Annotated in this window: 26 protein-coding genes and 1 tRNA gene; 11 read left to right on the top strand and 16 right to left on the bottom strand. The window is 43.1% G+C overall.

The window, feature by feature from the left end; all coding sequences use genetic code 11:
* Positions 1–15 precede the first annotated feature (15 nt).
* From WC407_RS07205 to WC407_RS07220, 4 genes are all read left to right on the top strand, one after another.
* Positions 16–318 carry a nucleotidyltransferase family protein gene (locus WC407_RS07205; RefSeq protein WP_373021931.1) on the top strand — a complete coding sequence of 101 codons (303 nt, stop codon included), beginning with the start codon at positions 16–18 and terminating at the stop codon, positions 316–318.
* Positions 311–724 carry a DUF86 domain-containing protein gene (locus WC407_RS07210; protein ID WP_373021932.1) on the top strand — a complete coding sequence of 138 codons (414 nt, stop codon included), beginning with the start codon at positions 311–313 and terminating at the stop codon, positions 722–724. Before WC407_RS07205 ends, WC407_RS07210 begins: the two co-directional genes overlap by 8 nt.
* Positions 725–945: 221 nt before the next feature.
* Positions 946–1533 (top strand): NAD(P)H-dependent oxidoreductase, encoded by a 588-nt coding sequence (locus WC407_RS07215; protein WP_373021933.1) that lies wholly within the window; start codon positions 946–948, stop codon positions 1531–1533.
* An 83-nt stretch (positions 1534–1616) separates the two neighbouring features.
* Positions 1617–1790 carry a hypothetical protein gene (locus WC407_RS07220; RefSeq protein WP_373021934.1) on the top strand — a complete coding sequence of 58 codons (174 nt, stop codon included), beginning with the start codon at positions 1617–1619 and terminating at the stop codon, positions 1788–1790.
* Positions 1791–1835: 45 nt separating this feature from the next.
* On the opposite strand, the gene nifE is transcribed toward WC407_RS07220, so the two are convergent.
* The 3 genes from nifE to WC407_RS07235 form a co-directional block, all read right to left on the bottom strand.
* Entirely contained in the window at positions 1836–3194 is a 1359-nt protein-coding gene (gene nifE / locus WC407_RS07225; protein ID WP_373021935.1) for a nitrogenase iron-molybdenum cofactor biosynthesis protein NifE, read from the bottom strand.
* 61 nt (positions 3195–3255) lie between these two features.
* Positions 3256–3858 carry a class I SAM-dependent methyltransferase gene (locus WC407_RS07230; protein ID WP_373021936.1) on the bottom strand — a complete coding sequence of 201 codons (603 nt, stop codon included), beginning with the start codon at positions 3856–3858 and terminating at the stop codon, positions 3256–3258.
* A 134-nt stretch (positions 3859–3992) separates the two neighbouring features.
* Positions 3993–6164, bottom strand: coding sequence for a multiheme c-type cytochrome (locus WC407_RS07235; protein ID WP_373021937.1), 2172 nt, complete (start codon positions 6162–6164; stop codon positions 3993–3995).
* A gap of 74 nt (positions 6165–6238) precedes the next feature.
* Between WC407_RS07235 and WC407_RS07240 the strand changes: the two genes are divergently transcribed.
* On the top strand, positions 6239–6901 hold the full coding sequence (locus WC407_RS07240; protein ID WP_373021938.1) for a response regulator transcription factor: 663 nt from the start codon (positions 6239–6241) through the stop codon (positions 6899–6901).
* A 2-nt stretch (positions 6902–6903) separates the two neighbouring features.
* Here the strand turns inward: WC407_RS07240 and WC407_RS07245 are convergent, their stop codons facing one another.
* The 3 genes from WC407_RS07245 to WC407_RS07255 are packed head-to-tail and all read right to left on the bottom strand — an operon-like array spanning position 6904 to position 10290.
* Positions 6904–8910 carry an ATP-binding protein gene (locus tag WC407_RS07245; RefSeq protein ID WP_373021939.1) on the bottom strand — a complete coding sequence of 669 codons (2007 nt, stop codon included), beginning with the start codon at positions 8908–8910 and terminating at the stop codon, positions 6904–6906.
* Positions 8911–8913: 3 nt separating this feature from the next.
* Entirely contained in the window at positions 8914–9327 is a 414-nt protein-coding gene (locus tag WC407_RS07250) for a hypothetical protein (RefSeq protein ID WP_373021940.1), read from the bottom strand.
* A gap of 15 nt (positions 9328–9342) precedes the next feature.
* On the bottom strand, positions 9343–10290 hold the full coding sequence (locus WC407_RS07255; protein WP_373021941.1) for a hypothetical protein: 948 nt from the start codon (positions 10288–10290) through the stop codon (positions 9343–9345).
* A gap of 111 nt (positions 10291–10401) precedes the next feature.
* Here WC407_RS07255 and WC407_RS07260 point away from each other — a divergent pair, with 111 nt between their 5' ends.
* Positions 10402–10830: a lytic transglycosylase domain-containing protein gene (locus WC407_RS07260; protein ID WP_373021942.1), complete on the top strand. Its 429-nt coding sequence runs from the start codon at positions 10402–10404 to the stop codon at positions 10828–10830.
* Positions 10831–10841: 11 nt separating this feature from the next.
* On the opposite strand, the gene WC407_RS07265 is transcribed toward WC407_RS07260, so the two are convergent.
* From WC407_RS07265 to WC407_RS07300, 8 genes are all read right to left on the bottom strand, one after another.
* The gene (locus WC407_RS07265) at positions 10842–12059 is read right to left on the bottom strand and encodes a type II secretion system F family protein (protein ID WP_373021943.1); all 1218 of its coding nucleotides are present in this window, start codon (positions 12057–12059) and stop codon (positions 10842–10844) included.
* On the bottom strand, positions 12059–13573 hold the full coding sequence (locus WC407_RS07270; RefSeq protein WP_373021944.1) for a GspE/PulE family protein: 1515 nt from the start codon (positions 13571–13573) through the stop codon (positions 12059–12061). The genes WC407_RS07265 and WC407_RS07270 overlap by 1 nt, the downstream gene beginning before the upstream one ends.
* Positions 13570–15174, bottom strand: coding sequence for a secretin N-terminal domain-containing protein (locus WC407_RS07275; RefSeq protein ID WP_373021945.1), 1605 nt, complete (start codon positions 15172–15174; stop codon positions 13570–13572). Before WC407_RS07275 ends, WC407_RS07270 begins: the two co-directional genes overlap by 4 nt.
* A complete protein-coding gene (locus WC407_RS07280; protein ID WP_373021946.1) occupies positions 15158–15985 on the bottom strand; it encodes a hypothetical protein in 828 nt (275 codons plus the stop codon). Before WC407_RS07280 ends, WC407_RS07275 begins: the two co-directional genes overlap by 17 nt.
* The gene (locus WC407_RS07285; protein ID WP_373021947.1) at positions 15969–16481 is read right to left on the bottom strand and encodes a hypothetical protein; all 513 of its coding nucleotides are present in this window, start codon (positions 16479–16481) and stop codon (positions 15969–15971) included. Before WC407_RS07285 ends, WC407_RS07280 begins: the two co-directional genes overlap by 17 nt.
* Positions 16478–16867: a hypothetical protein gene (locus WC407_RS07290; protein ID WP_373021948.1), complete on the bottom strand. Its 390-nt coding sequence runs from the start codon at positions 16865–16867 to the stop codon at positions 16478–16480. Before WC407_RS07290 ends, WC407_RS07285 begins: the two co-directional genes overlap by 4 nt.
* Positions 16864–17886 (bottom strand): hypothetical protein, encoded by a 1023-nt coding sequence (locus tag WC407_RS07295; RefSeq protein WP_373021949.1) that lies wholly within the window; start codon positions 17884–17886, stop codon positions 16864–16866. Before WC407_RS07295 ends, WC407_RS07290 begins: the two co-directional genes overlap by 4 nt.
* 94 nt (positions 17887–17980) lie before the next feature.
* Positions 17981–18889 (bottom strand): hypothetical protein, encoded by a 909-nt coding sequence (locus WC407_RS07300; RefSeq protein WP_373021950.1) that lies wholly within the window; start codon positions 18887–18889, stop codon positions 17981–17983.
* 164 nt (positions 18890–19053) lie between these two features.
* Between WC407_RS07300 and gspG the strand changes: the two genes are divergently transcribed.
* From gspG to WC407_RS07320, 4 genes are read left to right on the top strand one after another with little or no spacing between them, the layout of a single operon-like run.
* The gene (gene gspG / locus WC407_RS07305) at positions 19054–19485 is read left to right on the top strand and encodes a type II secretion system major pseudopilin GspG (protein WP_373021951.1); all 432 of its coding nucleotides are present in this window, start codon (positions 19054–19056) and stop codon (positions 19483–19485) included.
* Positions 19485–20036, top strand: coding sequence for a prepilin-type N-terminal cleavage/methylation domain-containing protein (locus WC407_RS07310; protein WP_373021952.1), 552 nt, complete (start codon positions 19485–19487; stop codon positions 20034–20036). The genes gspG and WC407_RS07310 overlap by 1 nt, the downstream gene beginning before the upstream one ends.
* The gene (locus WC407_RS07315) at positions 20023–20463 is read left to right on the top strand and encodes a prepilin-type N-terminal cleavage/methylation domain-containing protein (RefSeq protein WP_373021953.1); all 441 of its coding nucleotides are present in this window, start codon (positions 20023–20025) and stop codon (positions 20461–20463) included. The genes WC407_RS07310 and WC407_RS07315 overlap by 14 nt, the downstream gene beginning before the upstream one ends.
* Positions 20460–20963 carry a type II secretion system protein J gene (locus tag WC407_RS07320; protein ID WP_373021954.1) on the top strand — a complete coding sequence of 168 codons (504 nt, stop codon included), beginning with the start codon at positions 20460–20462 and terminating at the stop codon, positions 20961–20963. Before WC407_RS07315 ends, WC407_RS07320 begins: the two co-directional genes overlap by 4 nt.
* Here WC407_RS07320 and recQ read toward each other — a convergent pair.
* Positions 20956–22758 (bottom strand): DNA helicase RecQ, encoded by a 1803-nt coding sequence (gene recQ / locus WC407_RS07325; protein ID WP_373021955.1) that lies wholly within the window; start codon positions 22756–22758, stop codon positions 20956–20958. The two genes, WC407_RS07320 and recQ, sit on opposite strands and share 8 nt — an antisense overlap.
* Positions 22759–22909: 151 nt before the next feature.
* Between recQ and WC407_RS07330 the strand changes: the two genes are divergently transcribed.
* The gene (locus WC407_RS07330; protein WP_373021956.1) at positions 22910–23350 is read left to right on the top strand and encodes a YcgN family cysteine cluster protein; all 441 of its coding nucleotides are present in this window, start codon (positions 22910–22912) and stop codon (positions 23348–23350) included.
* A gap of 29 nt (positions 23351–23379) precedes the next feature.
* Here WC407_RS07330 and WC407_RS07335 read toward each other — a convergent pair.
* Positions 23380–23456, bottom strand: a tRNA-Gly gene (locus WC407_RS07335).
* Between the last annotated feature and the right edge of the window lie 12 nt (positions 23457–23468).

Here is a 23468-nt window from a genome sequence, read left to right on the forward strand (position 1 = left end):
ATCGGAGAGGTCGCTATGACACAACAGTACATCATCGATTATCTCAAAAGCAAAAAAGACGAATTTCGCAATAAATACGGTATTACGACATTGGGACTGTACGGAAGCTATGCTCGCAACGAAGCAAAAGATAGCAGTGACGTAGATATATTTTATGAACGAGACAGTTCTGTCGAATTACAAAGCGGCTTTGAATTCTTACGAATCTCCGATGAGATAGCAAAATCTTTACATGTAGCAAAAGTTGATTTTGTACCGCTTAAATACATGAATCCGATCATCAAACATTACGCTAAAAAAGATTTTATCTATGTATAACGATGGAAATCTGATATATATTTTTACAATGCTTGAATGTACCGAAAAGTGCTGGGTATATTCAGCAGGTTTTGATAATCCAAACGATTTTGTCTGGGCAGATTCGCAAATACATCTCAATGCTGTAATCTCGATGTTTATTGCTATCGGCGAAGAATCCAAAAAAATAGACCAAGTATTGAAAGATGCTCTTGTGAGCAAACTAGACTGGTCGGATGTAGCAGGGATACGAGATAAAATATCTCACGATTATCGCGGTACGGATGCTGAAATTCTTTGGGCAGTTTTACCAAAACTCAAACAAGCACTTCTCGAAATGATCGAGTTAATCGATCCCTCAATCGAACTGTTAAACGAATTTTTGGATTCGCCATACTATCAACATCTTCAGTATTTGCGGAAATAGTTTACTTTTCCCTCACCGTATAATAAACCGTTCGTTCGCTTCCGTAACTCAAACAATATCTCTCTTAGATTTATTTATACCCTCTAATCGTATCAATAATTGATACGATTAATGTAAATCTCCTCAAAAATGATATGATAAATCTAAATAATTCCCCTAATCTTCCGTTTACCCTATCGGAGTACAATCCATCCTAATATACTATACGTAGGGAAACTACCATGAAACACGTCCTCCTCCTCAACCTCCACCAAAAATATGAAGGGTTTGCCAACGGCAATCTGACCCATGATCTCATGAACGAAGCCAAAACGTTTTTTCTAGAACACGGCTATGAAGTGCGGGAAACCACTATCGATAACGGCTACGATGTCGCCGTAGAGCTGGAAAATTTCACGTGGGCAAATGTTTTTTTCGTCCAATCTCCCGTCTACTGGATGGGGCTTCCGTGGCTGGCTAAAAAATACGTCGATGAAATTTTTTCAGCCGGAAACAACACAGTCACCTATACCAGCGACGGAAGAAGCCGTGACGATGCGTCCAAAAAATACGGAAGTGGCGGATTGATGCAGGGAAAAGAGTATATGCTCAGTTTCACCTACAACTGTCCGACGAGCGAGTTTGACAATCCGAACGGATTTTTCGAAGGGATGAGCGTCGATCAGGCCAATGTCGCTTTGCACAAAACGTTTCAATTTTGCGGAGCAAAACCGCTAAAAACGTACTCTGTCCATGATGTCTACAAATCAGACTTCAATCTGGACAAAGCACTTCTTGGATTACAAGACACATTAGCGAAAAACTTTTAGGACTAAGTTTTTAGCAGCTATTTAAAAGTACAAATCTGTTTTAGATATAATCACTTTTAAAATTAGTAATATAAGGTTATTTTATGAAAAAGAACATTTTAGTAATATCTATTATTTGTATAGGATTACTTATGACAGGATGTGTCTCTAAAATGATTGGAGGCGCAGTAGATATTGTAACTTTAGGCATTGTCAAAAACGATGTCAAAGAAACAAAAACTACACACAACAAACCTATCCTTCAAACACAGAGTTGAATTTCTCTAATTTTTTTAATGTAAACGTATCAATATTTGATACCTCTACAACTCCCATGGAGCTGGTTTTCCGACATTGGCGAAGACGGGATTACGAAAAGCATACTTCAAATCTTCCGCAAGATTGAGCAATCCGCCGTATCCGCCATAGCTCGTTTTCTTCTCCTGATTAACGTCGATAAAGGAGATCTTTTTCTTAATCGCGGTGTAGAGACTTCGCCCTCCGGCGAGGAGGATATGCGCACCCGTAGAATCAATTATTTTCCCCTGCTCGGAGGCGGGTTTCGTCATCAAAACTCCGTTTTCACCCAGATATTCCCGCGCTTTGTCGATATCATCCTGCGTCGATTTTGCCACACTCGTAGCAACCACTTCGATACCCAAATCCTGCAATCCTGACGCGATAGACCACGCTTTGTTTCCGCCCGTGTTAAGTACCGCTTTTTTCCCTGCGAAGAGGGCTTTGTAGGGGGCAAGTTTCTCTTCCAATGCCGCCTCTTCCTCCGCGATCACCGCTTCAGCACGTGCGATAAGCTCCGGACATCCCAAAGCATTAACGATCTCACGAATAGCAAACGTCGTATCACGCTTCCCGTAAAACGAGACCGAAATCCACGGGATACCGTATTGCTCCTGCATCTTACGAGTTAATGTAATCAATGATTTGGCACAGACGATGACGTTAAGCTTGGCTCGATGGGCGCATCGGATATCTCCGACGCGTCCGTCACCGCTCATGGAGCTGAGGATGCGAAGTCCGATCTTCTCAAAGATGGGGAGATACTGCCACATGTCCCCCGTGACGTTGTAGTCCCCAATCAGATTAATGTCATACGGAGTTGTCTGTTCAGGCTCTTTGGTACCGATCAAATGCTCTAAAACTGCTTCACCCGCAAGGCGAGAACCGAGATTTTTGCTCCCCACAAATCCTGCGGCATGAACAGGGACAACGGGGACGCCGTGTTTATCCGCAGCCAATTTACAGGTCATATCGATGTCATCCCCTACGAGTGCCGTCACACAGGTCGAATAAACAAAAATCGCTTCGGGTTTGTAGTGTTCCATAATGTAGTCGATCGACGCATCAAGCCGTTTGTCGCCGCCGAAGATGACATCGTTGGTGTTAATCCCTGTCGTAAACCCCATCTGCGTATGATCACGCCCCTTGTACGACGTTTTTGTCTCACGGGTCTCCCATGATGCACCCAGACAGGTTTGTGGACCGTGGACGAGATGGACGGCATCAGCATAGGGAAAAAGGGAGATTTGAGCGCCGTCAAAAGCGCATCCCCCTGCGGCAAGACCGGGTTTAGGCTTATCACACCCCTCTCCGGGTTTTTTATCTTTGCTGTGAGAGCAGGCACTCTCGTTCATGAGTTCTTTGATTTTAGCTCGGCTTACCACGGAAAACTCCTAGGGAGTGAATTACCGACAGTATGCAAGATTCATGCAAGTAGAAGTATTTTTATACTTTGATTGCCGTTACAACGAAAATCGGATAGCTTTTATCCTCTCGAACAACCGTATAGGCTTCGTGAAATCGAACACTTATAAAACCGCACTTCTCGATCGTCTGACGCAGCGCATCACGCTCAAATCCAAAATGGTAAACGCCCTCATTACCGTGGCTGTGAAAACTCCCGTCTTCCGCTTCGAGATCGGCAATGGCAACAAATCCGTCACGTTTGAGATGTTTATGAAAGGTCTCAAAAAGTGTGGCGGTATCTTTGACATGGTGCATTGCCATAGAGCTGACGATTCCATGAAACTTCTGATCTAACGGCTCATTCATGATATCTTGACATATCGGTGTAACCGATACGGTATCGCTGTTTTTAGCCTCGATTTGTTCCAACATTTTTTCGGATAGATCAATCCCGACAACCGATTTAACCTGCAGTGCGATTTTAAAACTGAGAAGTCCCGTTCCCGCTCCGAAATCGAGTATATCCATATGGGGCAACAGTGCGATGCGGCTTGCGATGGTCTCAAAAGTGGAGTGGGCAATATTTTGACGCATATCACCGCTATCCCACTGAGCGGCAGCTTCATTAAAACGTTCTGTCATGATTTCTCTTTTTTTGAACGTATTATGAACAAAATTTCTAAAAAAAAGATTTGATAAAAAGAAAAAGATTAGCTAAAAGTAGAAGATAAGAAAGTGAGCTCCTGCCGTAGCAAGAGCTCATAGTCGAAAGGAGATTACGGATTTGGTCCGTTGTGACAATCGTAACAACTGACCTTTTGTTTGGCAGCAAAGGTTTTAATTCCATGTTCAACACTTAGCGTTCGCGCTTGAGAGGTTGCGGACAATATCGTTCCTCGATAATCTGAACCGTGACACACGGTACAGCTCGCCCGATTACTCTCAGCAGCATGTTGATGTGAGCTAACAGCACTCTGTCCGGTAACGTGCATCCCGTGAGGTCCACCGGTAAAAGAAGTCGGTGTTGTCGTATGACACGTTGAACATTCCGCGATCGTTCCTGTGTGTCCTTGCAAGGCGATACTTTGTACATTATCGTTCGCATGACTACTTGGGTATTCCGCATGGGTTGAACCATGACACGCTTCACATTGAAGATCACCGTGCCCTTTGCTAAATCGGTAGAGTGATTTACCGGAAGCAGGAGCATTTGCCGTAGTGGCAAATTTTGGATCTACAATCGTTCGCAATGTACTTCCGCTAGAGAAAACACTGGTGAATCGTGTAAAGTTAGCCGTAGATGATCCGTTACGATCATGACACATTTGGCAGTTTGGTTGGTCCAACCACCCCTCACGCCCTGTTCGGCCTACATCAGACATTTTACCGTGACAGCTTTGACAATCGATAGCATTCGCACCACTGGTTGTTTTAGCATTACCCATAGCACCGCGTAGACATTTGGTCACGGATCCCGGGTGACATTTATAGCATGAATCGCGATTTGTACTGCTGTCCATCGAAAGACCCGTAGTCGGATCGGTCACAGTAGCATGTTTGCTGTGTAACGCTTCGGTCAACGGTTTAATACCGGTTTTCAAGCCCGTACCCAAGGCATTGGACTTATGACACGCTGCACACAATACCGGTTGTCCTGCATTGGCCGTAGCCAAAAGAGTTCCTCCCGTATAGGACGCACCCATACCCGCATCGGCAATCGCACTCGGATGTTTTTCATCATGAAGACGGAGAATATTTTGCTTCCAATCTTTTTCTACTGTCGCATTATTGACCCATCCGGCAGTTGGTTTTGCCGCAGCAACACTGTTGGAGGCGTGACAGGTCGTACAACTCATCTCATCCGAGACGGGAAGTACCACTTTGGTCGTTGCCAATACGGTACCGGCTGAATCTTTTGCAACCACTTTGACCATCGGATAGTAGTTTTTAATATTATTGTCATCATACGGAGTTACAGGGATCCCCTCGGCTTCCCACCATCCTTGAGTACTATTGTAATTCATTGCCGCAGGGGTTAAATTCGGCGTTGGATTCGAAATAGATGGGTTCGAAAGGTTAAGCCCGTGATCCGGTGCCGGAGAGCCGCCAAATAAAGAATAGACCCATGTCCAAAAATTGGTTTTCGTTTTACTCGTTGTATTGATAGATCCATTGGCATCCGCAACTGCTTCATAGGTCAGAGTCACTCCACTGATGATATTTTTTCCGCTCGTTACCGTTTTGCTAATAAGATGGGCATGAAGATTGTTATAAGGGGGAAGGATACTAAAGACCGAGTAGTCTTTGCCGTCCACACAGTGCATACCTAAGTCATTCCACGCCACAAGAGTGTAATTTCCAGTATTGGTACTTCCTGTTCCTATTGTTGTACCTGCTCCAATGGTTGGTGGTATATAACCCTTAGCGGCATTAGATGGTGTATCAGGTTTAAAATTACTTTGCGCTGTTGTTGAAGAAACTGAATAAGCATTTTTATTAATCATACTCAATACATCAGAATCAGTTATTGTTGAACTACTTAAATCAATACGAGATTTTGTTTTGAGCATAGCCACAACTGCTGGATCAATAGTGATACCGTTTGACGGATTTCCATCACTATCTAATGTTTGAAGTGTTTGAAGCATGCGAACAACTTTCGCATCTGAAATATTGCCTGTTTTTACAATATCCAATGGGGTGACTTTTCCATTTTTTACTGTTGAAGAACCTAAATAAAGATTACCGATATGAAAAGTGATCAACTCACCCTCTTTATAGATAAAATTACCATTGGAATCAGTTATACCGTGCTGCGTAGCACTCTCGAATTCCAATCCTGATACAGCAGCATCGATAAATGTTGCTGTTGATACCCCACTACCGCCGCATCCTGTGAGGATAAATGCCGCAAGTACCGATGAAACCAGTCCAATTGCTTGACGCATATTGACTCCTTTAGTTGATATTTAAGCGTTATGGTAAACTACCATTGTGAAAATTTGATGAACGAAGGTAACCCATGCATCTTTTAATTATTGATGACAATGAAGAATTATTGTATGCACTCCAACAACTCCTGATCGATGCTCATTATCATGTGGATATTGCTAAAACATTAGGGGAAGGGGATGAATGTATTACTCAAAAAAAATATGATTTGATTTTGCTCGACTGGATGTTGCCCGACGGAAGCGGCATTGATCTGCTGATACAATTGCGAAAAGAAAAAATGAGAACCCCTATTTTATTATTCTCCTCTAAAAAAGAGGTCGAAGATAAAGTCGAAGCACTCGATGGGGGGGCGGACGATTATTTGGAAAAACCGTTCTCCAATATCGAACTTTTGGCCCGCATTCGTGCACTTCTTCGTCGTGAAAGCGTTCAAAAACAGACCCTGCTAGAAATCGGGAATTTAAGTATTGATTTTTCTTCTCGTAGTGTACTGATTGATAATACCCCCGCAAAACTCTCGGCCAAAGAGTTTGAATTACTCGAATTACTTATCCTAAATGCCAATACCGTACTCACCCGGTATCAGATATCAGAACATCTAAGCAGGGATTTCGACCACGTAAGTGCCAGCAATATTGTCGATGCCCATATTAAGAATCTTCGAAAAAAGCTTAATGCCGATGAACTGATCCAAACGGTAAGAGGGGTAGGGTATATGATCGCACAATAAGGTTAGAAGGTTCTAAAATGAAACGAAGCCGTTGTCCCCTTCCCTTCCCCTTCACTGATAATATGCAAATCTCCCCGAAGCAGCAGTGCAATCCGTTTACTCAGGGCAAGCCCCAATCCGCTCCCCTCTGCCTGATCCTGTTCTGTCGTACGTACCCGATAAAATTCATCAAAAATATGGGATAATGCTTCATGTGCAATGCCGCGTCCTGTGTCTTTTACCTCTAATATAAATATCCCCTCACTGTAGCGAAGGGTTACATCTATACTGCCAAAAGCGGTGTATTTAATCGCATTGGAGAGTAAATTAATCACCACTTGACCAAACAAGCGCGGATCACTGATAAACGTATCTTTCACCGACACATACGACGTCGTAATACTCAGCTCTTTATCCTCTGCCAAAGGATATACCAACTCTATTGCTTCGCGTATCAATCCAATAGGATCGCAAGGCTCCATATGAGGTTCCATTTTCCCCGATTCTGCTTTGGCTAAATCTAAAATATTATTGATAACACCCAGCAAATGGTAGGCCGAATTTTCAATTTTTCCCAATGTTTCAGCTATTGCTTGGGGCGTTGAGGGTTGTATCATCATATACTGGGTCAAACTTAATACCGATCCCAATGGAGTACGCAATTCATGCGACATTGCCGATAAAAATGCCGATTTTGCGCTGAGAGCAGCCTGCGTTTTGCCCAGTAATTCAATACGTTGCATCTGTAATGCCAACATACGCTCCAATGCAGCATAAAAACGCTCATTGGCTTCTTTCGTCAATTGCGGATCAATAATGCAGATAGCCCCGTGAGTCTCATTGCCAACAGCGTCCAAAGCAATAGATACCCCCTTGATTTTAGATTGATCTTCACTAAAATAAACCTCTTTGGCATTACTGAAACGGCGAATTTCACTCATAGCAATCTCAATGGTCGATTCTTTGGTATCGGATCTGGTAATTGCATTGAAAAAAACGATCAGACTGACCAATTTATCCCAATGTTTTTCACGCTCAATCTCCAACCGCTTCATACTCATTCGAGTGGTAAACATCAGAGCATTAAAGGAATGAGCCATAATCCCCACTTCATCATTTCCCGTTTCAGGAACCGTTTGGGTATAGTCTCCCGTCGTCGCAATTGCCATTGCCGTATCGGAAAGGGAACGAAGCGGTTTGATAATGCGAAGAACAATAATCCAAACTAAAAAGGAAATTAATACGAGACCTACTCCAAACCCCACTAAAAAAAGCATTTGGAAATGGTACAACAGAGAAAGTGCTTCATTTTTAGGCATCGCGTAATGCAATACCCATCCCTCCAATATCCCGCTAAGGGTGTAGCTATCATGTAAATAAGCATTGGCATTATGGAGGGGATTAGTGTATTTGTACACTATGGATGTGGCTGAGGGAGGGGTTAACCACCGATAAAAGGTTTGATCGGTTTTTAATTGGTGTGAAAAATTTTCTAACGGATAGGAGAGTACCAAATATCCCAATAAATCCTGAGTGTAAAATGAGCCGTAAATAGGGGTAAATAGATAAAGTTTATCTCTCAAAAAAAGATACGTTTTTTTAGTATTAACAGCAGTAGCAATCCTCTTTATATCCTTCGACACGGTATTTATTTTAGATGCTTTGGAGGCGGCATAGATCATTCCGTTCGGAGTAATCGTGAAGAGGACAATGGACTCCCCTAAATCGGTCGCTTTTTGTTCAAGTACACTCGTAATACGCCGATCCATATCGCGAGCAACAATATCATCCATCACTTCAAGATGAGACAAAAAAAGGATCTCTTTATACAGTATATTCAAATGTGTATTCAGATCCTTTGCAACCAAAACCGACTGAGAATGAAGGCTGTCCTGCTCTTTTTTAAGCATCAGTTCTGACTCATGCACCCATAAATAGGTAAGTAAAATAATAACAATAAGTGCGATTCCTCCGACAATGGTCGTGAAAAGCTTGAAAGCTATTGATAATCGGTTCCAACGATGTTTCATCGATTACTCTTTTAAACGAAAAAGGATTTTTAAGTGATATTTCAATGCTGTATCTTCGTCTAAATACCCCATAGAATTATCTATTTTAGTCAAAAATTCAGCAACGGTTTCGGGACTTTTTAATACTTTTGGTGCATGATGTCCAAGGTAATGGGCTTGAAGCCAATTATGTGCCAGAGTATCCCTGTCTTCTCCCAGAACTTGTTGTTCAAACTTATTACGAAGCGGATTATCTATCCCTAAATTAAGGGGGAATAGTTTCTGATTTCCCAGACGGAATTTTTTACCCAGATAGATCGAACGTATCTCATCGATCCCTAAGACATTGACACCAAAACTTTCCCCTGCAGCAATGACGAGCGTTTCAGACTGCAGTTGTACTATTCCACTGAAAAGGAGCCAAAAAACCAATGCCATTTTCATCCTATTCACCTAAAAAAGGACCGAGAATGAAAAGAGCCAGCGATTGAGAAGGGTGTTTTGATGCGCTTCATACTCACTTTTTAAAGCAATATTATTCAACGGTCGATAGGTATACCCTACAATAGCACTTCCATCATGCGCATAGGTCAACGGTGTTTTTTCAATTTCACTACGAAAAATCAGATCATGTGCGGGTCGCATATGCCATACTCCTTGTGCATACACATCGTATGCTACACGCCCTTCACCACTATCGCGTCTTAGGATGGATTCGAGAAGAAATGTCCACCTCTTTTGTTCTGTTTTCATCGCACCCGAAAGATAATAAGCCTCCCTCCAAGGCTCATATTGAAAATATCCGCCACTAAAACGCCACAACGCCTCTTGATCTATGATATCACAGGTCGCGGCGTAATGCCGATAGGTATCAAAATTATTAAACCCGATATCTAGGTCACGATTGTTCTGCAGCGTCACTGAAATACGACGTACCGCACCAATGGACTGGCGTGACTCATACTGGATACCGGTGGTAAGTTTTGGAAAAAAATCACTTACAAGGCGAGGGCTTGAGGTCGTATCACGCAATACATTGATAGGGATTTGATTCCAAAACCCGATATCGGAATTAAATTTTCCGATCCGAAGCCGTTCGTTATGACCAAAAAAATAGTCTCCGTAGAGCCGCTCAACATGAATCGCACCGCTGCTGTTCTCATCGCGACGGTTTGAAAACTCTTTTTTATACAAATCCACCGTTTCAAGCTCTGCCAAAAAATCCATATGATCGTATTCACCGTATGCTAACAGTGCCACATCATCCACACTTACCATGCGGTTATTTTTATTTAGATCCATAATCGACGAGGCATATCCCCCCACAATCAAGGGAGAATCAGCCACCTGTACTCCGTTTCCAAAGCTATACTCTTCGGCATGAGTAAGAGTAAAAGTCATGATTGACACAATTATTATTATTTTTAATGCTTTCATGTCGTAATTATAATCTTCTTTGAATAAAACTATTTCCAGTGTGCTACAATTTTACAATTGTACGGAGGGGAAGAAATGTTAAAAAATTGTTTTATCGCACTTCTCTTCAGCACTTCTCTCCTCGCGAACGTATCGGAGTATGAACCCTACTTTCAAAAAGCGGGAAGTTATTATAATATTCCCCCTCTACTCCTCAAGAATATCGCAACCATCGAAAGTGCAGGCAATCCCAATGCCATTCGGATCAACGATAACGGAACCAAAGATTACGGTTTAATGCAGATCAATTCGATCCATTTTCATAAGTTATCGGCGTGGGGAATCAATGAACGTAACATACTCAATCCCCAAATCAATATCTTCGCCGGAAGCTGGCTCCTCTCGGAACATATCAAAGAACGGGGATTTAACCTCCAAGCTATCGGAAACTACCACTCTAAAACCCAAGCCCACAAAGAGAAATGGCTTCACAGACTCATTATCGCGTTAAAAACATCACCATAAGTTCTAAACTATTATTGCAAATTTAACGAGAAAATAGGCAATAGCATTGCGGTGACCATCACCCCGATTATCCCTCCGATAACAAGCATTAATGAGGGTTCCAGTACCGATAAGAAAAGGGTGATTTTGTCTTTGTTCGTATCGATGTAAAATGATGAAAGGTGCTCTAACATCGAAGCGAGTTCACTGGTCTCTTCGCCGATTGCCACCGCTTCGATAAATGAATCGTCAATCGTATATCCCACCTCTTGTCTTAGTGCCTTGGAGAGCGATGATCCCTCGACAACTTTTACGGAGGCTTGTTCGAAAAGCGATTTTATCACTTCGGATGAGAGGGTGATGCAGGAGAGTTTGATCGTATTAACGACCGGAATTCCTGAGCGGATCAGTAGCGAAGAGATCGTACAAAAGCGAGCCAAATCACTGGTCTCGACCATTTTTCCGACAATAGGCAGATTCAGAATAAAGGCATGAACCCCTTTTTTGAAGTCGTAGCTGGTCGCCATTTTATAGGAAAACAGCCCCACGGCGCTCAACACGCCTAGCGCCATCACAAACCAATACTGGGCAAAAAAATGGGCCATTGCAATAACAATCTGTGTTAACAATGGAAGAGCCTGCCCCGTAGACTCGAAAATAGAGGTGATTTTCGGAACCACAACGGTGAGCATAAATGAAATCATCAGTATCGATACTACTACGATAAACGAGGGATAGACCAATGCTTGAGCCAGCTGTTTTTTGATTTTTTCCTGTAGCGCCAAATAGAGGGAGAGTTCATTTAAAACTTCCGCTAATATCCCTCTGTCTTCCGATATTTTGAGTGTTCCGGTGTAAAAAATAGGGAGGGTATAGTGCTCTTGAGATTCAAGCGCTTGTGCAAAGCTTTTCCCCTCATTAATAAGGGCAATCACGGTTTCAAAAAAACGTTCCAGTCGGATATTCGCATGATTTTGATGTTTTAAAAGGGTCAATGAACGGATCAGCGGGATTCCGGCATTCAGATAGACGGCGAGATCACGGCTCAGTGTTGCCAGTACGCTGTCGGGGAATTTTTTTTGTTTAAACAGAGCAAGAACACCGAAAAAAGATTGCTCGCGTGTGGAGATGTCCGAGTACAAAATACCCAGAGCTTTGAGCTTCATCTTCGCTTCATCACTGTTTACCGCTTCGATCGTTGATTTTAGCGGTTTCCCTGTGCTGTCTATCCCTTTGTAATGAAACTCCATTACGCCTCTTTCACTCCCACACGGATAATTTCATCAAGACCGGTCGTGTGATCCAGAAGAAGTGCAATAAGTTGATTGGAGAGAAATTGCATCCCCCTCTCTCGCATAATTTCACGAATTTCAAAATCGTTTTCACTGTTTTTCAACAGTGGCCGTAACGAATCATCCAGCATAAAAAACTCACCGATGGCAACACGTCCCTGATACCCCGTATAATGACACTTGACACACCCTTTGGGTTGTGCCACGCTATGCCCGTGCGCAATCTTCAATTCATCGGCATCTTCATTCGACAAACTAACGATCTCTTTGCAGGAGGGGCACAAACGCCGTACAAGCCGCTGCGCCAATACTCCGATCAAGGTCGAAGTGATCAAAAATTTATCGATCCCCATATCCGCCAGTCGAGTCAATGCAGCAGTTGCGTTATTGGTATGAAGCGTCGAGAGTACGAGGTGTCCCGTCATCGCTGCTTGAATCGCGATATGGGCGGTCTCGGTATCACGAATCTCACCGATCATGATAATATCGGGGTCTTGACGTAAAATGGAGCGCAATCCCCCCGCAAAGGTCAATCCGGCTTTCGTATTAACGGCAATTTGACTGACATGAGGGGCATCGTACTCGACCGGGTCTTCAATGGATATGATATTTTTTTCCGGACTTGCGAGTTGCTGCAAAAAAGAGTGCAATGTCGTCGATTTACCGCTCCCCGTAGGCCCAGTGACCAAGATGATACCGTGTGAATATTTGAGAAGCTCTTCAAACTCTGAGGTCGTTTTCTCATCAAATCCAAGTTCCCGTAAGGCAGGAATCGAAGCCGCCTGCATTAAAAGCCGTAACACAACCCGCTCTCCGTGATACGTCGGAAGAACCGATACCCTTACATCAAGATTTTTTCCGGCTACTTTTACCTGAGTACGCCCATCTTGGGGAAGCCGTTTTTCCGAAATATCCAACGCCGAAATAACTTTAATACGACTGATAATCAAATCGATGATATTTTTATCCAAATCGATATGTTTTATGAGCGCTCCGTCAATCCGAAAACGTACTTCCCCTTTTTTCTCATGGGTTTCGATATGGATATCGCTCGCTTTACGCTTGATCGCCTGATAAAAAATCGTGTTAACAAATTTGATGATAGGGGCTGATTCTTCGCTGGTCAGCAAATCCGCCGAATTTTTAATAAAATCGATCAACGATAGCTCTTCATCGATAAATTCGCTGCTGCTCGGAGCCGTTGCAGAGATATCAAGATCAGTTTTCAGCTCTAAAAATTTCAAATAGAGATTTTCATACCCTGATTGACCTAAATAGGCTATCGGGTAGCTGAGTGAAAGTTTATTGTAAAGCTGAAGGGCTGTTAATCGCTGTCCCTCAGGGATAATGGCATACGTCTCCCCCTCAAAAGTACAAAACAAAAGGGAGTGGCGAATGCATAACGCAAGATCAATACTTTCAGGATGGGTGAATTCAATGCGCGTTTCATCCAACAGGGGGAATTGAATCATGGCTTGAGCTCTTTTTTAGCTTCAAAGTTTTTGGTTATGTTGGCAATATAACGATCTTGTATCGCATCAAGTTCACTCAACTGCACTCGAAGTGCGCTCAAATCACTGCTTTTTTCAATGATATAGGGAGTCAGTATAATGACGAGATTGATTTTATCGTGGGCTGTCACCTTGTCTTTAAAAAGATATCCGACTACAGGAATGTCACCCAAAAGGGGGATTTTTGTATTGGTTTCATCGATTTTTTCCCGAATTAACCCCCCGATAATAACGCTCTCTCCGTTATTGACGATAGCGGAAGTAATTACCTCTCGTTTGGTGGTGCTTGGACGATCGGCTATGGAATTGGGCTCAATATCTTCGAGTTTTGCACTCACCCCTAAAAGAACTTTATTATCATTGGAAAGACGCGGTTTGATTTTTAGCGTCAGTCCGATGTCCTGACGAGTATAATTTTGCGTTATCCCTGTTCCCACTCCCTGAGTTACCCCTGAGCTGATTGACTCTGTTTTCCCTACATAAATTGACGATTCTTGGTTATCAATACACAGAATAGAAGGTTCCGATAAAACATTTGCTGCACCGTTCGAATTTAAAAGGGCAATATTGGCACCTAGCGCAATCCCGCTTGTAAGACTTGGAAGGGTGATCGCACCCAAAAGAGTCGAATCAAGGGATACTGCCGATGTTTTGCCATCTCCCAAAAGAGAGTTAAAGGTAAAAAGCCCGTTTGACCCTACTTTGCCGCCGGAAAGACCGTATTTTATCCCGACTTCCTGAGATTTATTTTCACTGATTTCAATAATTTTCGCTCGCACATAGACTTGCTGTCGATTATGATCTAAGTCATGTATCGTTGATTCAAGACTTTTGAATAAATCATCGCTTGTTATAATAATCAGCGAATTGGTCGAATCATCACTTGTAATACTCGGCGGCTGCTGCCCCGGAATCAATGTCATTTTTCCAAGAATCGTATTGAGAGTGGCCACAATGGATTTAGCATCTGCATTCTTTAGAGAAATGATATGGGTAGTATTTGCTATCGTCTCATCACGCGCGTCAAGGATAACCATCGCTTTTTTGATAGTAGCAATATTTTCAGGAAAATCGGTCACAATAACCGAATTTGACTCCTTGGATGCAGTGATTTTGCCATTTTTACTGCTGAAGTGCTTAATCTTGGTTCCCATCGTTTCAGCGGAAGAAAAATGGAACGTAAAAATGTGGGTTTGCATTTGCGGGATGTCACTTTTTTCCATAAGTGGAAGATTCATTTGGATCGCATCCGCTGTCTTGACCACACTTAAATACCCACCTCCGGTATCCACCAGAGTATACCCACGCGCATCCAGTGTACTTTGCAAGATCCCGAAAAGATCCTTTTGCTGAATCGGTTTGTTACCGGCATAGCTGATTGTTCCGGGTATCTCATCCCCGATAAAAATATTTTTATGTGTCGATGCGGCAACCAGTTTAATAAAGTCGGAAATTCCCATTCCATCAATTGCGAGAGAGACCTTTTCCGTATGGATAGGAGACGCTATCAAAAGCGCCGCGAGTGACATCGAGAAGAGCAAAATTTTAACGGGTGATTTCATAGACGATATCCTTTTGGAGATTATTTCGGTTAACAGAGATGCGGATACTTCGCAGATGCGGTATAAGACCATACACTGCAAGCGCGTCGGCATAGGAGGAGAGTTTTTTATTATTGACGGAGAGGATGACATCTCCATTCATAATACCCAGTTGCGCAAATATTGATTCCGGAGCAATGGTATTGACTCGAAACCCGGTAATTTTATCTCCATTAGCAACTTCAGAGATATCAATATTTTTCCCGATATTTTGCAGATCGCTCATCTGATTCATAATGACTTGATACGCAATCGTGTGCCGTTCATTTGTACCCCCACTCTCTTGAGCAGGATCCGATATTGATTCGTTCATCACTTCTTGACGCGCCAGAGGATCGTCATGTCCCAATCTCAGCGTATAGCTCTTACCGAATCCGCGAAACGTTGCCGTCGTATCACGCAGGGCTGTAAGACGGAATACTTTTTTATAGATGCCGCCCAATGGGACAATAAGGGTTTTTTGCGCATCGCTGATACTCACAAACGAACCGGAGTTTGAGCGATAAATCGCTTTGATACGGTGCGGATCGGGAACAAGAGAGGTAGTGGTAACGGTTTTGGTATGTATCGCACCCTCAAAATGTTCTGCAATACCGAATTTTTCTCCAAAATGAAAAATTTCAAAAAAGGGATCAAAGGCAGAGGCAAACCCCTCGGTAGTGTAATGGGATAAAAACACTCCTCCGACACTTGATAAACTCCATACTATAACCAATGGCAAAGCCAAGAGATTGAATCTCTGAAAGAGGGCTTCATTAAAAAGTGCTTTCATATACCAATCCCCCTTTCTCCTGATGCAATTTACTCACAAGCAGCCCATAAGCGCGAAGTTGTGGTGTAGGATCAAAAACAACCCTAACCTTTTGATCGATCAGATCCACAGTACCCTCATAATGACCGAAATCGCCCTCTCCCTCGATCTCAACATGCAAAGGGTGAAGAAGAGAATAGGTAAAAGCGATAGTCTCAATTTTACCCGGAAAAAAGTTTCGATACAGCGGTGAAAAAGAGATATTTGAGAGCGTTAGTCGATTGATCAAAATCCACGGTGCAATTCGGATATGTTCCACCGAAGCAAACTCTTGGTTGTCAAGTAATACCACCCCGTTATCGGCATCAAAATAAACAAGTGCATTCGTAAACTCTTCATTGCTGATAAAAAGATGGTAGTGTGAAAGGATCGATTCAAACGTGAAATAAAGTTTTTCTTTCGGAATCATCACGATTATGACCAACAGAATGTACAAAGTGTAAAAAAAACGTTTCATGATTCAATCTCCACCGTAATGTACCCTTTTGAAGCACCGTTACGTTGAAGCGTTAGTTTTTTGATCACCAACATGGAATTAAGAAGTTTATTAGTGAGAATATTAAACTCGCTTGAGGAGAGATTATCATATTCAAAATAGACGTTCCCCCCCCGTTTTTCTTGTTTGATTAAGTTGGGATGATTTTTCAAATACTCAAAATCACGTTGTGACTCTTGGATTGACCAACGTCTTTTTAAAAGATCGATTGACTTAACCTGTTGTAAGAGAAGTGTATGTTCCTCATTTAATTCCTGTGCAAGTGAGTGTTCTCTAGCCCCTATTCCGGCAAGAACAATCAGAGCCACCATAACGTATAGGGTAAATATCAATGATTTAGGCTTCATTTTAACCGAACCTCTAATTGGGTGTCATGATCATTGATCTGCGCATGATTAAAATGTTTGGAAATCTCGCGCTTTAGAGATTCATTGGACGCAGAATCGTGTGTTTCTATTATCAAGTTAACGGCGTTTCCATCATAATTAAATGTCTCTATCCCCTCACCGTGAACATTGATATTCGCAGCCGATGCGGTATGTTCGATCAAAAGACGGTTCGGTTCACCCGGTTTTGAACCCGGAATAAGGACAATCCCCTCCGGCGTTGCATTCACAGCCGCAGAGATATTCGGAACCTTGGGATTAACAAGACTTTTCCCTTCTATAGGAAGGTCGCTGATCGCTTTACAAAGCTGACGAAAATGGAGTTGTTTGGCCTCTTTAACCTTTAAATTAGCCAGAATCGCGTCTCGCTCAATCGAGGTTTCGGGTAATTTGGATAATTCCAACACGCTTTGCATCTCTTGGCTCAGATGCTCTGAATTTTGATAACTCAAAAATGTTTCTGCGACAAGATTTGCCAAAAGGATCCCTAAAATAACTAGGGTTATTGTGAGTGTTTTTGGGGTGAGTTCAGCGGTTGATAACCCCTCTATCGGAATTGTTTTTAAAAAAGGTCTTGGATGAGAAAGCACTTCATCCAATGTAACGGAAGGTTTTGTGTCAATATATAAGGGATCTATTTCAACAATAATCCCCTCAAGCGTAGTTAAATATTTCCCGTTAGGAAGATAAATCGGGCGCGGCTCTTCGGCGAATACCCATTGGGCAAACGTCATTTTCTTGATCACTGAAAGGTGCGGCAGGAGATTGAAGCGTTGAGCGAGTTCATCGGGGCTGTAGGCAATGAGAATATAGCTATTCTCTCCCACTTTTTGTGCCTCGTAGCGATACTCCTTACCCAAATCAAACAATGCGGCACCATAACTTGCCGCCTCTTTGGGCGTTTTTACATTAAGGTTAACTGCTAATGCCCAATAATCACTCGGAGAGAGGATCAAAACCGATTCACTCGAAACAGACAAATCCCCCTTACTATAAATTAGATGGGCCGAGGGACAGAACAAACGGCTAACGCGCGGAAATGTATCACAAAAAAATCGGCCAAAACGCGTCATATTAAAGAAACTCAACACGTTGTACTTTTTTGTCCAAGAGATTGTATTGAAACCGTACATGTTCTTCATGTCCATTTTCACTTACTCGTACATCGTATACAAGATTGTAAGAAACTCCCGGCTTGTAAATGAAAAAATAGTTGTCAAATACAGGACCCAATGCAGGTTCTGCCAAAATTGCCTCTTCTTTTGACGCGTACGCTTTGGTGCGGAAGAGGGTCAGAGAACGGATTTTTTCAGCAGAAATCTTAGGTAATACCAAGGAGAGCGTTTCAGGGTTGAGGGCATTGAAATCCATCTTCTCTCCATCATATCCGATATACCGGTCCCATGGAATTGATAAAATCGTCGTATCTCGTGTCAGTTCTATGTAACGTTCCAATATGCGGTTAAACGCTCTAGCATCCGCGATCACACCGTTTTTAAAATCGGTGGATGTCCATGCTATCTCTGTATCCGTCCCACGTTCTACGGTATCAGTATCGATTGTATCAAAAAGGAGCTTAATAAAAATATCAGCGTCAGCAATCGGATACACAGCAAATATCCGCATTAATAATGCCACATTCATGTCATTAACTTGCCCCTCAGGGCTCATAAGACGATTGATATTTAATCGACCGTAGGGGGAAGAGAGTCGTGCTTTAAGAGAAAAGTCCCTTTTTTTACTCTCCAACTGCAACGGTAGGCGTATTGCCAAATCGAGTTGTTCCGCTCCGCTAATAACACTCAGCAAAGCAGGAAGTTGTTTTTCTAAATCATTTACAATCCCAAACGACGAACTTTGATAAAACGCATTATTCCCCACCCGTGACAAACGTTCACTCTGCGTCAATACCAAAGCGACGATTCCCATCAGCATTGTTATCAGGACCAACGTCATCATCAAAACCATGCCACGTCTTTTCATTCACATTCTTCAGTTTCATATATTTTTATTTATGAAGATAAGTATATCTGGTACAGATGAATTTTTTATGAATATAAAAAGGATCCAAAATATGAACCTTAAGTCACCTTTTCTTATATTTCAAATACAATCCTACAACTATTACAGACAACAGGAGCGATGAAATGCCGTTTTCTACCCAAAAAAAAGCGTTCACACTGATTGAAATCATGGTCGTTATCATTATCTTAGGGCTTTTGGCAGCCTTCGTCATCCCCAATATCACCGGCAAAAGCGGAGAGGCCAAACAAAAATTGGTCTGTATTCAGATGAAAAGTTTGAATGAAAGCCTCAAAATGTTCAAAGTAGACAATGGCTCGTATCCGACAAGTGAAGAGGGATTAAAAGCCCTCATCACGAATCCGAACGTTGATGCGTACACATCGTATGCCCCAAGCGGCTACATTGAGGGAAAAAACATCCCTAAAGATCCGTGGAATAAACCTTATCTTTATCTCAATCTTGATGGTGTGGTTGAACTGATCTCTTTAGGAAGCGATGGTAAAGAGGGTGGAAAAGACGAAGAGAAGGATCAAAAACTCTCTGAGTGCCGCTAATGAAAACAGCGCGTTCAGGGATGACCCTCTTTGAATTGCTCATCGTTATGACGATTATAGGGATCGTCTATTCGATCGGACTCTTTACGTTAAAAAGAGAGAAAGTCACCGCTGCGACGCTCAGTGCATCCACCTTGAAAACGACCCTCTTAGCCCTTTCCCAATCCAGTACCATTCGGTTGCTCTGCGATGTACCCTGCCAAGAGTGCCGAATATTCTCCAATGAGGGTAAACTCCTTACGACGGCACATCTACACTCGGATACTCCGGTGCTGCGCTATGGTTTTAACCGTTTCGGCGAACTTCGTGTATTGGGAAAGGTGGTTGCGCGGACGGATAATGGCTTGAGCCAAGGGTGTTTCGAGATGTCCCTTCTTCCCGATGGCTCAGTCACTCCGTTGATTCTAAAGAGCAACAACAAATTTTATGCTTATGCACCACTGGGAGGGGATAAACCCTATATCACTTACAGTGAAGAGAGTTTACGTAAATTTGTCTTTGATGAAACACTCTATCCTCAAAGAGGAGATGATATCTATGGCACTCACTAAAGGGTTTTCTCTGATTGAAACACTCGTCGCCATTACCATTGCTTCTATCGCGACGATGGCATTGATGAAAGTTATTTCCCACGCTTCCACTACTTCTGCCAATGCTTTAAAACGTTTTAACTCTTCTATTATGATGGGATTAGTCGCTGGAGAAGTCAATGATACCTTTCACGGCAGAACGCTTAGTGTAGATGAGATACTTCGTAATCGTTATAGCATCGATCATCCCGTTATTAGAGAATCTCTGCAATCAGCCACGTATGAGATTCGTCTACTGCCCAAAGAGATCATCAACCCCCTTATGAACACTCCGGTAAACGGTATGGGTTCTAGCGTGGCGCTCAGCTCTATCGCCATCCAAAAAGTGATCCTCCAAAATCCCAACGAAAAAAGATCATTTTTTACCATCACGTCGGGGCTCCAATGAGACGCAATGCCTTTACCCTTGTAGAGTTAGTCGTTTCCATCGCCCTTTTTGGTCTTATCACCGTTTTTTTATTCGGAGCGATTGATGAGTTGCGCAAGCAACAGAGCTTTTTTCAACAAAAAGAGGCTCTCATTTCCAAAAAAAACCAAATTATTTCACTGTTGCGAACCGATGTAGACCGCGCTCAAGCAATAAACGTAACGGCAAGCACGAGCAAAGATTTTGATCAAATATCGATTAGCGGTTCCAACCGATCGTTGTACGGGATAGATCGCCCTTTTGTCGTTTGGGTCGTACTTAAAGCACACAATACTCTAGTCCGACTCGAATCGGCTTACCCCATCACTTTGCCGATACGTCCCGAAGCACTCTATCTGATCCACAGTGATCTTATCGGCAAACGGTGTGAATTGTTTCGCCTTTATGACTCCCCAAAGCACCGGCTTATCTACCTAAAATTTGAAAATCAATCGCCGCTCATTGTCGAAACGGCTAAATAGTACCCGTTTGAATAAAGAGGCAAAGTTCTAAAAATGCCTCTCCGTATCGATCAAATTTCACCTCTCCGATTCCACCGATCTGCAACATTTCAGATCGGTTTTGCGGCAGTTTAGCTGCCATCTCCTGAAGTGTTTTATCGCTAAAAACAACATAAGGCGGGACATTTGAGCGCTTGGCAATTTCCGTTCTCAATCCCCTTAATTGCTCAAAAACCGTATGATTTTCTTCAGATCCGTAAGCTGTTTTTCTACCCTTTACGCCTCGCTGTTTCTCTTCCAACCGCTCTTTACGAATCGTTACAGCGAGGGAATTTTTAAGGATATGCAACCCGTATTCATCGATTGCAACCACACGAAACTCTCCTTGTGCCAATGCCCCGAGTTCCATAAGACGATCTCCGATGCTAAGCCATTGCCGGCGGCTTTTATCTTTACCTATCCCGTAAACCGAAAGGCGCTCATGAGCGTTTTGCTCTATTTTTTCATTTTTGGAACCGAGGAGAATATCAATTACATAATGGAGTCCAAACCGCTGACCGCTGCGATAAACGGCCGAGAGGAGTTTAAGCGACTCTTGGGTGATATCGATACTCTCTTTGTCCGGTTCCAGACAATTATCGCATCGTACGCCGCACGCAGTGGCACTATCATCGAAATATTCGGCGATCAGCCGATGGCGGCACACCTGAGAGGAGGCAAATTTTGCGGTCGCTTCGAGTTTTTCGAACGCCAATTTTTTATAGGGAGAGTCGCTTTGCGACTCTATCATCCGTTTACGCTCTAAAAAGTCCGAAGCCGAAAACAGCAGCAGCGTAGAGGCATCGAGTCCGTCACGCCCCGCACGCCCAATCTCTTGGTAATAGTTTTCGATCGTTTTGGGAAGCGAAGTATGAACTACAAAGCGGATGTTGCTTTTATCTATCCCCATCCCAAACGCTACGGTCGCAACGACTACCCGAATATCATCGTTTAAAAATGCCCGATAGGTCTCATTTTTTTGTTCGCTCGGGAGTCCCGCATGATAGGCTTGTGCCGGTATCTTTTTAGTTGAGAGAAATTTAGCAAGCTCTTCCGCCTCTTTGCGGGTAAAGGTATAAACGATACCGCTCTCATGCTCGTATTTGCTCAAAAATTCCATCAGCTGCTCACGCCCGTTTCCGTTTCGATGAAGGGCACCTATCGTCAAATTTTCCCGAGAGACTTTCGCCCGTATCAAGACCGGTTCTCTGAGCCGTAATTGAGAGAGGATGTCGTGTTCCACCATATGCGTCGCCGTCGCCGTAAATGCCGCTATAGGGACATTTGGAAACAACTCGCGCAAACGGTAGAGCTGCCGATAATCTTCCCTAAATTCATGCCCCCATTCACTGACACAGTGAGCTTCATCGACGACAAAAAAGTTTAGGGGGATGTTTCGTAAAAATCGGATAAATTCGCCGCTTTTTAGCCTCTCAGGAGCAACATATAAAAATTTGAGTTTTGCCACAGTCGCAAGCTGCATCGTTGCAGTGATCTCTTCGGAAGTCTGCATCGATGAGACCATCGCCGCTTCAATCCCAAAAGCTCCCAATGCCGTTATCTGATCATGCATAAGAGCTAATAGCGGTGAAATCACCACTGTAACCCCCTCCATCAACAACGACGGAAGCTGGTAACAGAGTGATTTTCCCGCACCGGTCGGCAAAATCATCATCACATCCGATCCCGCTACGATCGCATCAACGGCCTCTTCTTGAAATGCTCTAAAAGAGGAGTGCCCGAATACCCTTTTGAGGACTTCGTCCTTTTTACCCACGTTTACGGCTCATGCATACTATTTTAAGTTTCATCGAAAAAAGTTTCCTTGTAATAATTGTTCTTTTATCCCCATTATAGCACCTGAGCATTTAGCTCTCTGATATCGGGAGTAATGGCATTATTTATCTCTCAAATGCTACACTGTCATCATGAAAACTACCGATACCCGCTTTTGGGAAACAAAAAAACTTAATGAACTCTCTCATGATGAGTGGGAAGCGCTATGCGATGGATGCGGCTTATGCTGTTTGCATAAACTTCAAGACGACGAAGATGAGCATGCCCCCGTCTTAATGACCCGTGTCGTATGCCACTGCTATGATATCAAAGCCGGAGAGTGCAGCGACTATCCCAACCGTTTTAAAAAAGTACAGGGGTGCACCCAGCTCACCTTCCAACGGGCCGCAGAATTTGACTGGCTTCCCGAGACCTGCGCCTACCGTCTGCGCTACCATAATTTATCTCTCCCTTTATGGCATCCGCTGATCAGCGGCACACGTGAGAGTGTAAGAGCACATGGCGTTCATGCATTGAATCCGATTCTTGAAACAGACGATATCGATTTGGAAGATCATATTATTGAAGATTAAGTTTTAGTGAGGAAGTTTTGAAAAAGAGGTGGAGCGGGAAACGAGACTCGAACTCGCGACATTCAGCTTGGAAGGCTGACGCTCTAGCCAACTGAGCTATTCCCGCATCACGGTGCGA

It is taken from the genome of Sulfuricurvum sp. (assembly GCF_041651515.1).
Classification (GTDB): domain Bacteria; phylum Campylobacterota; class Campylobacteria; order Campylobacterales; family Sulfurimonadaceae; genus Sulfuricurvum.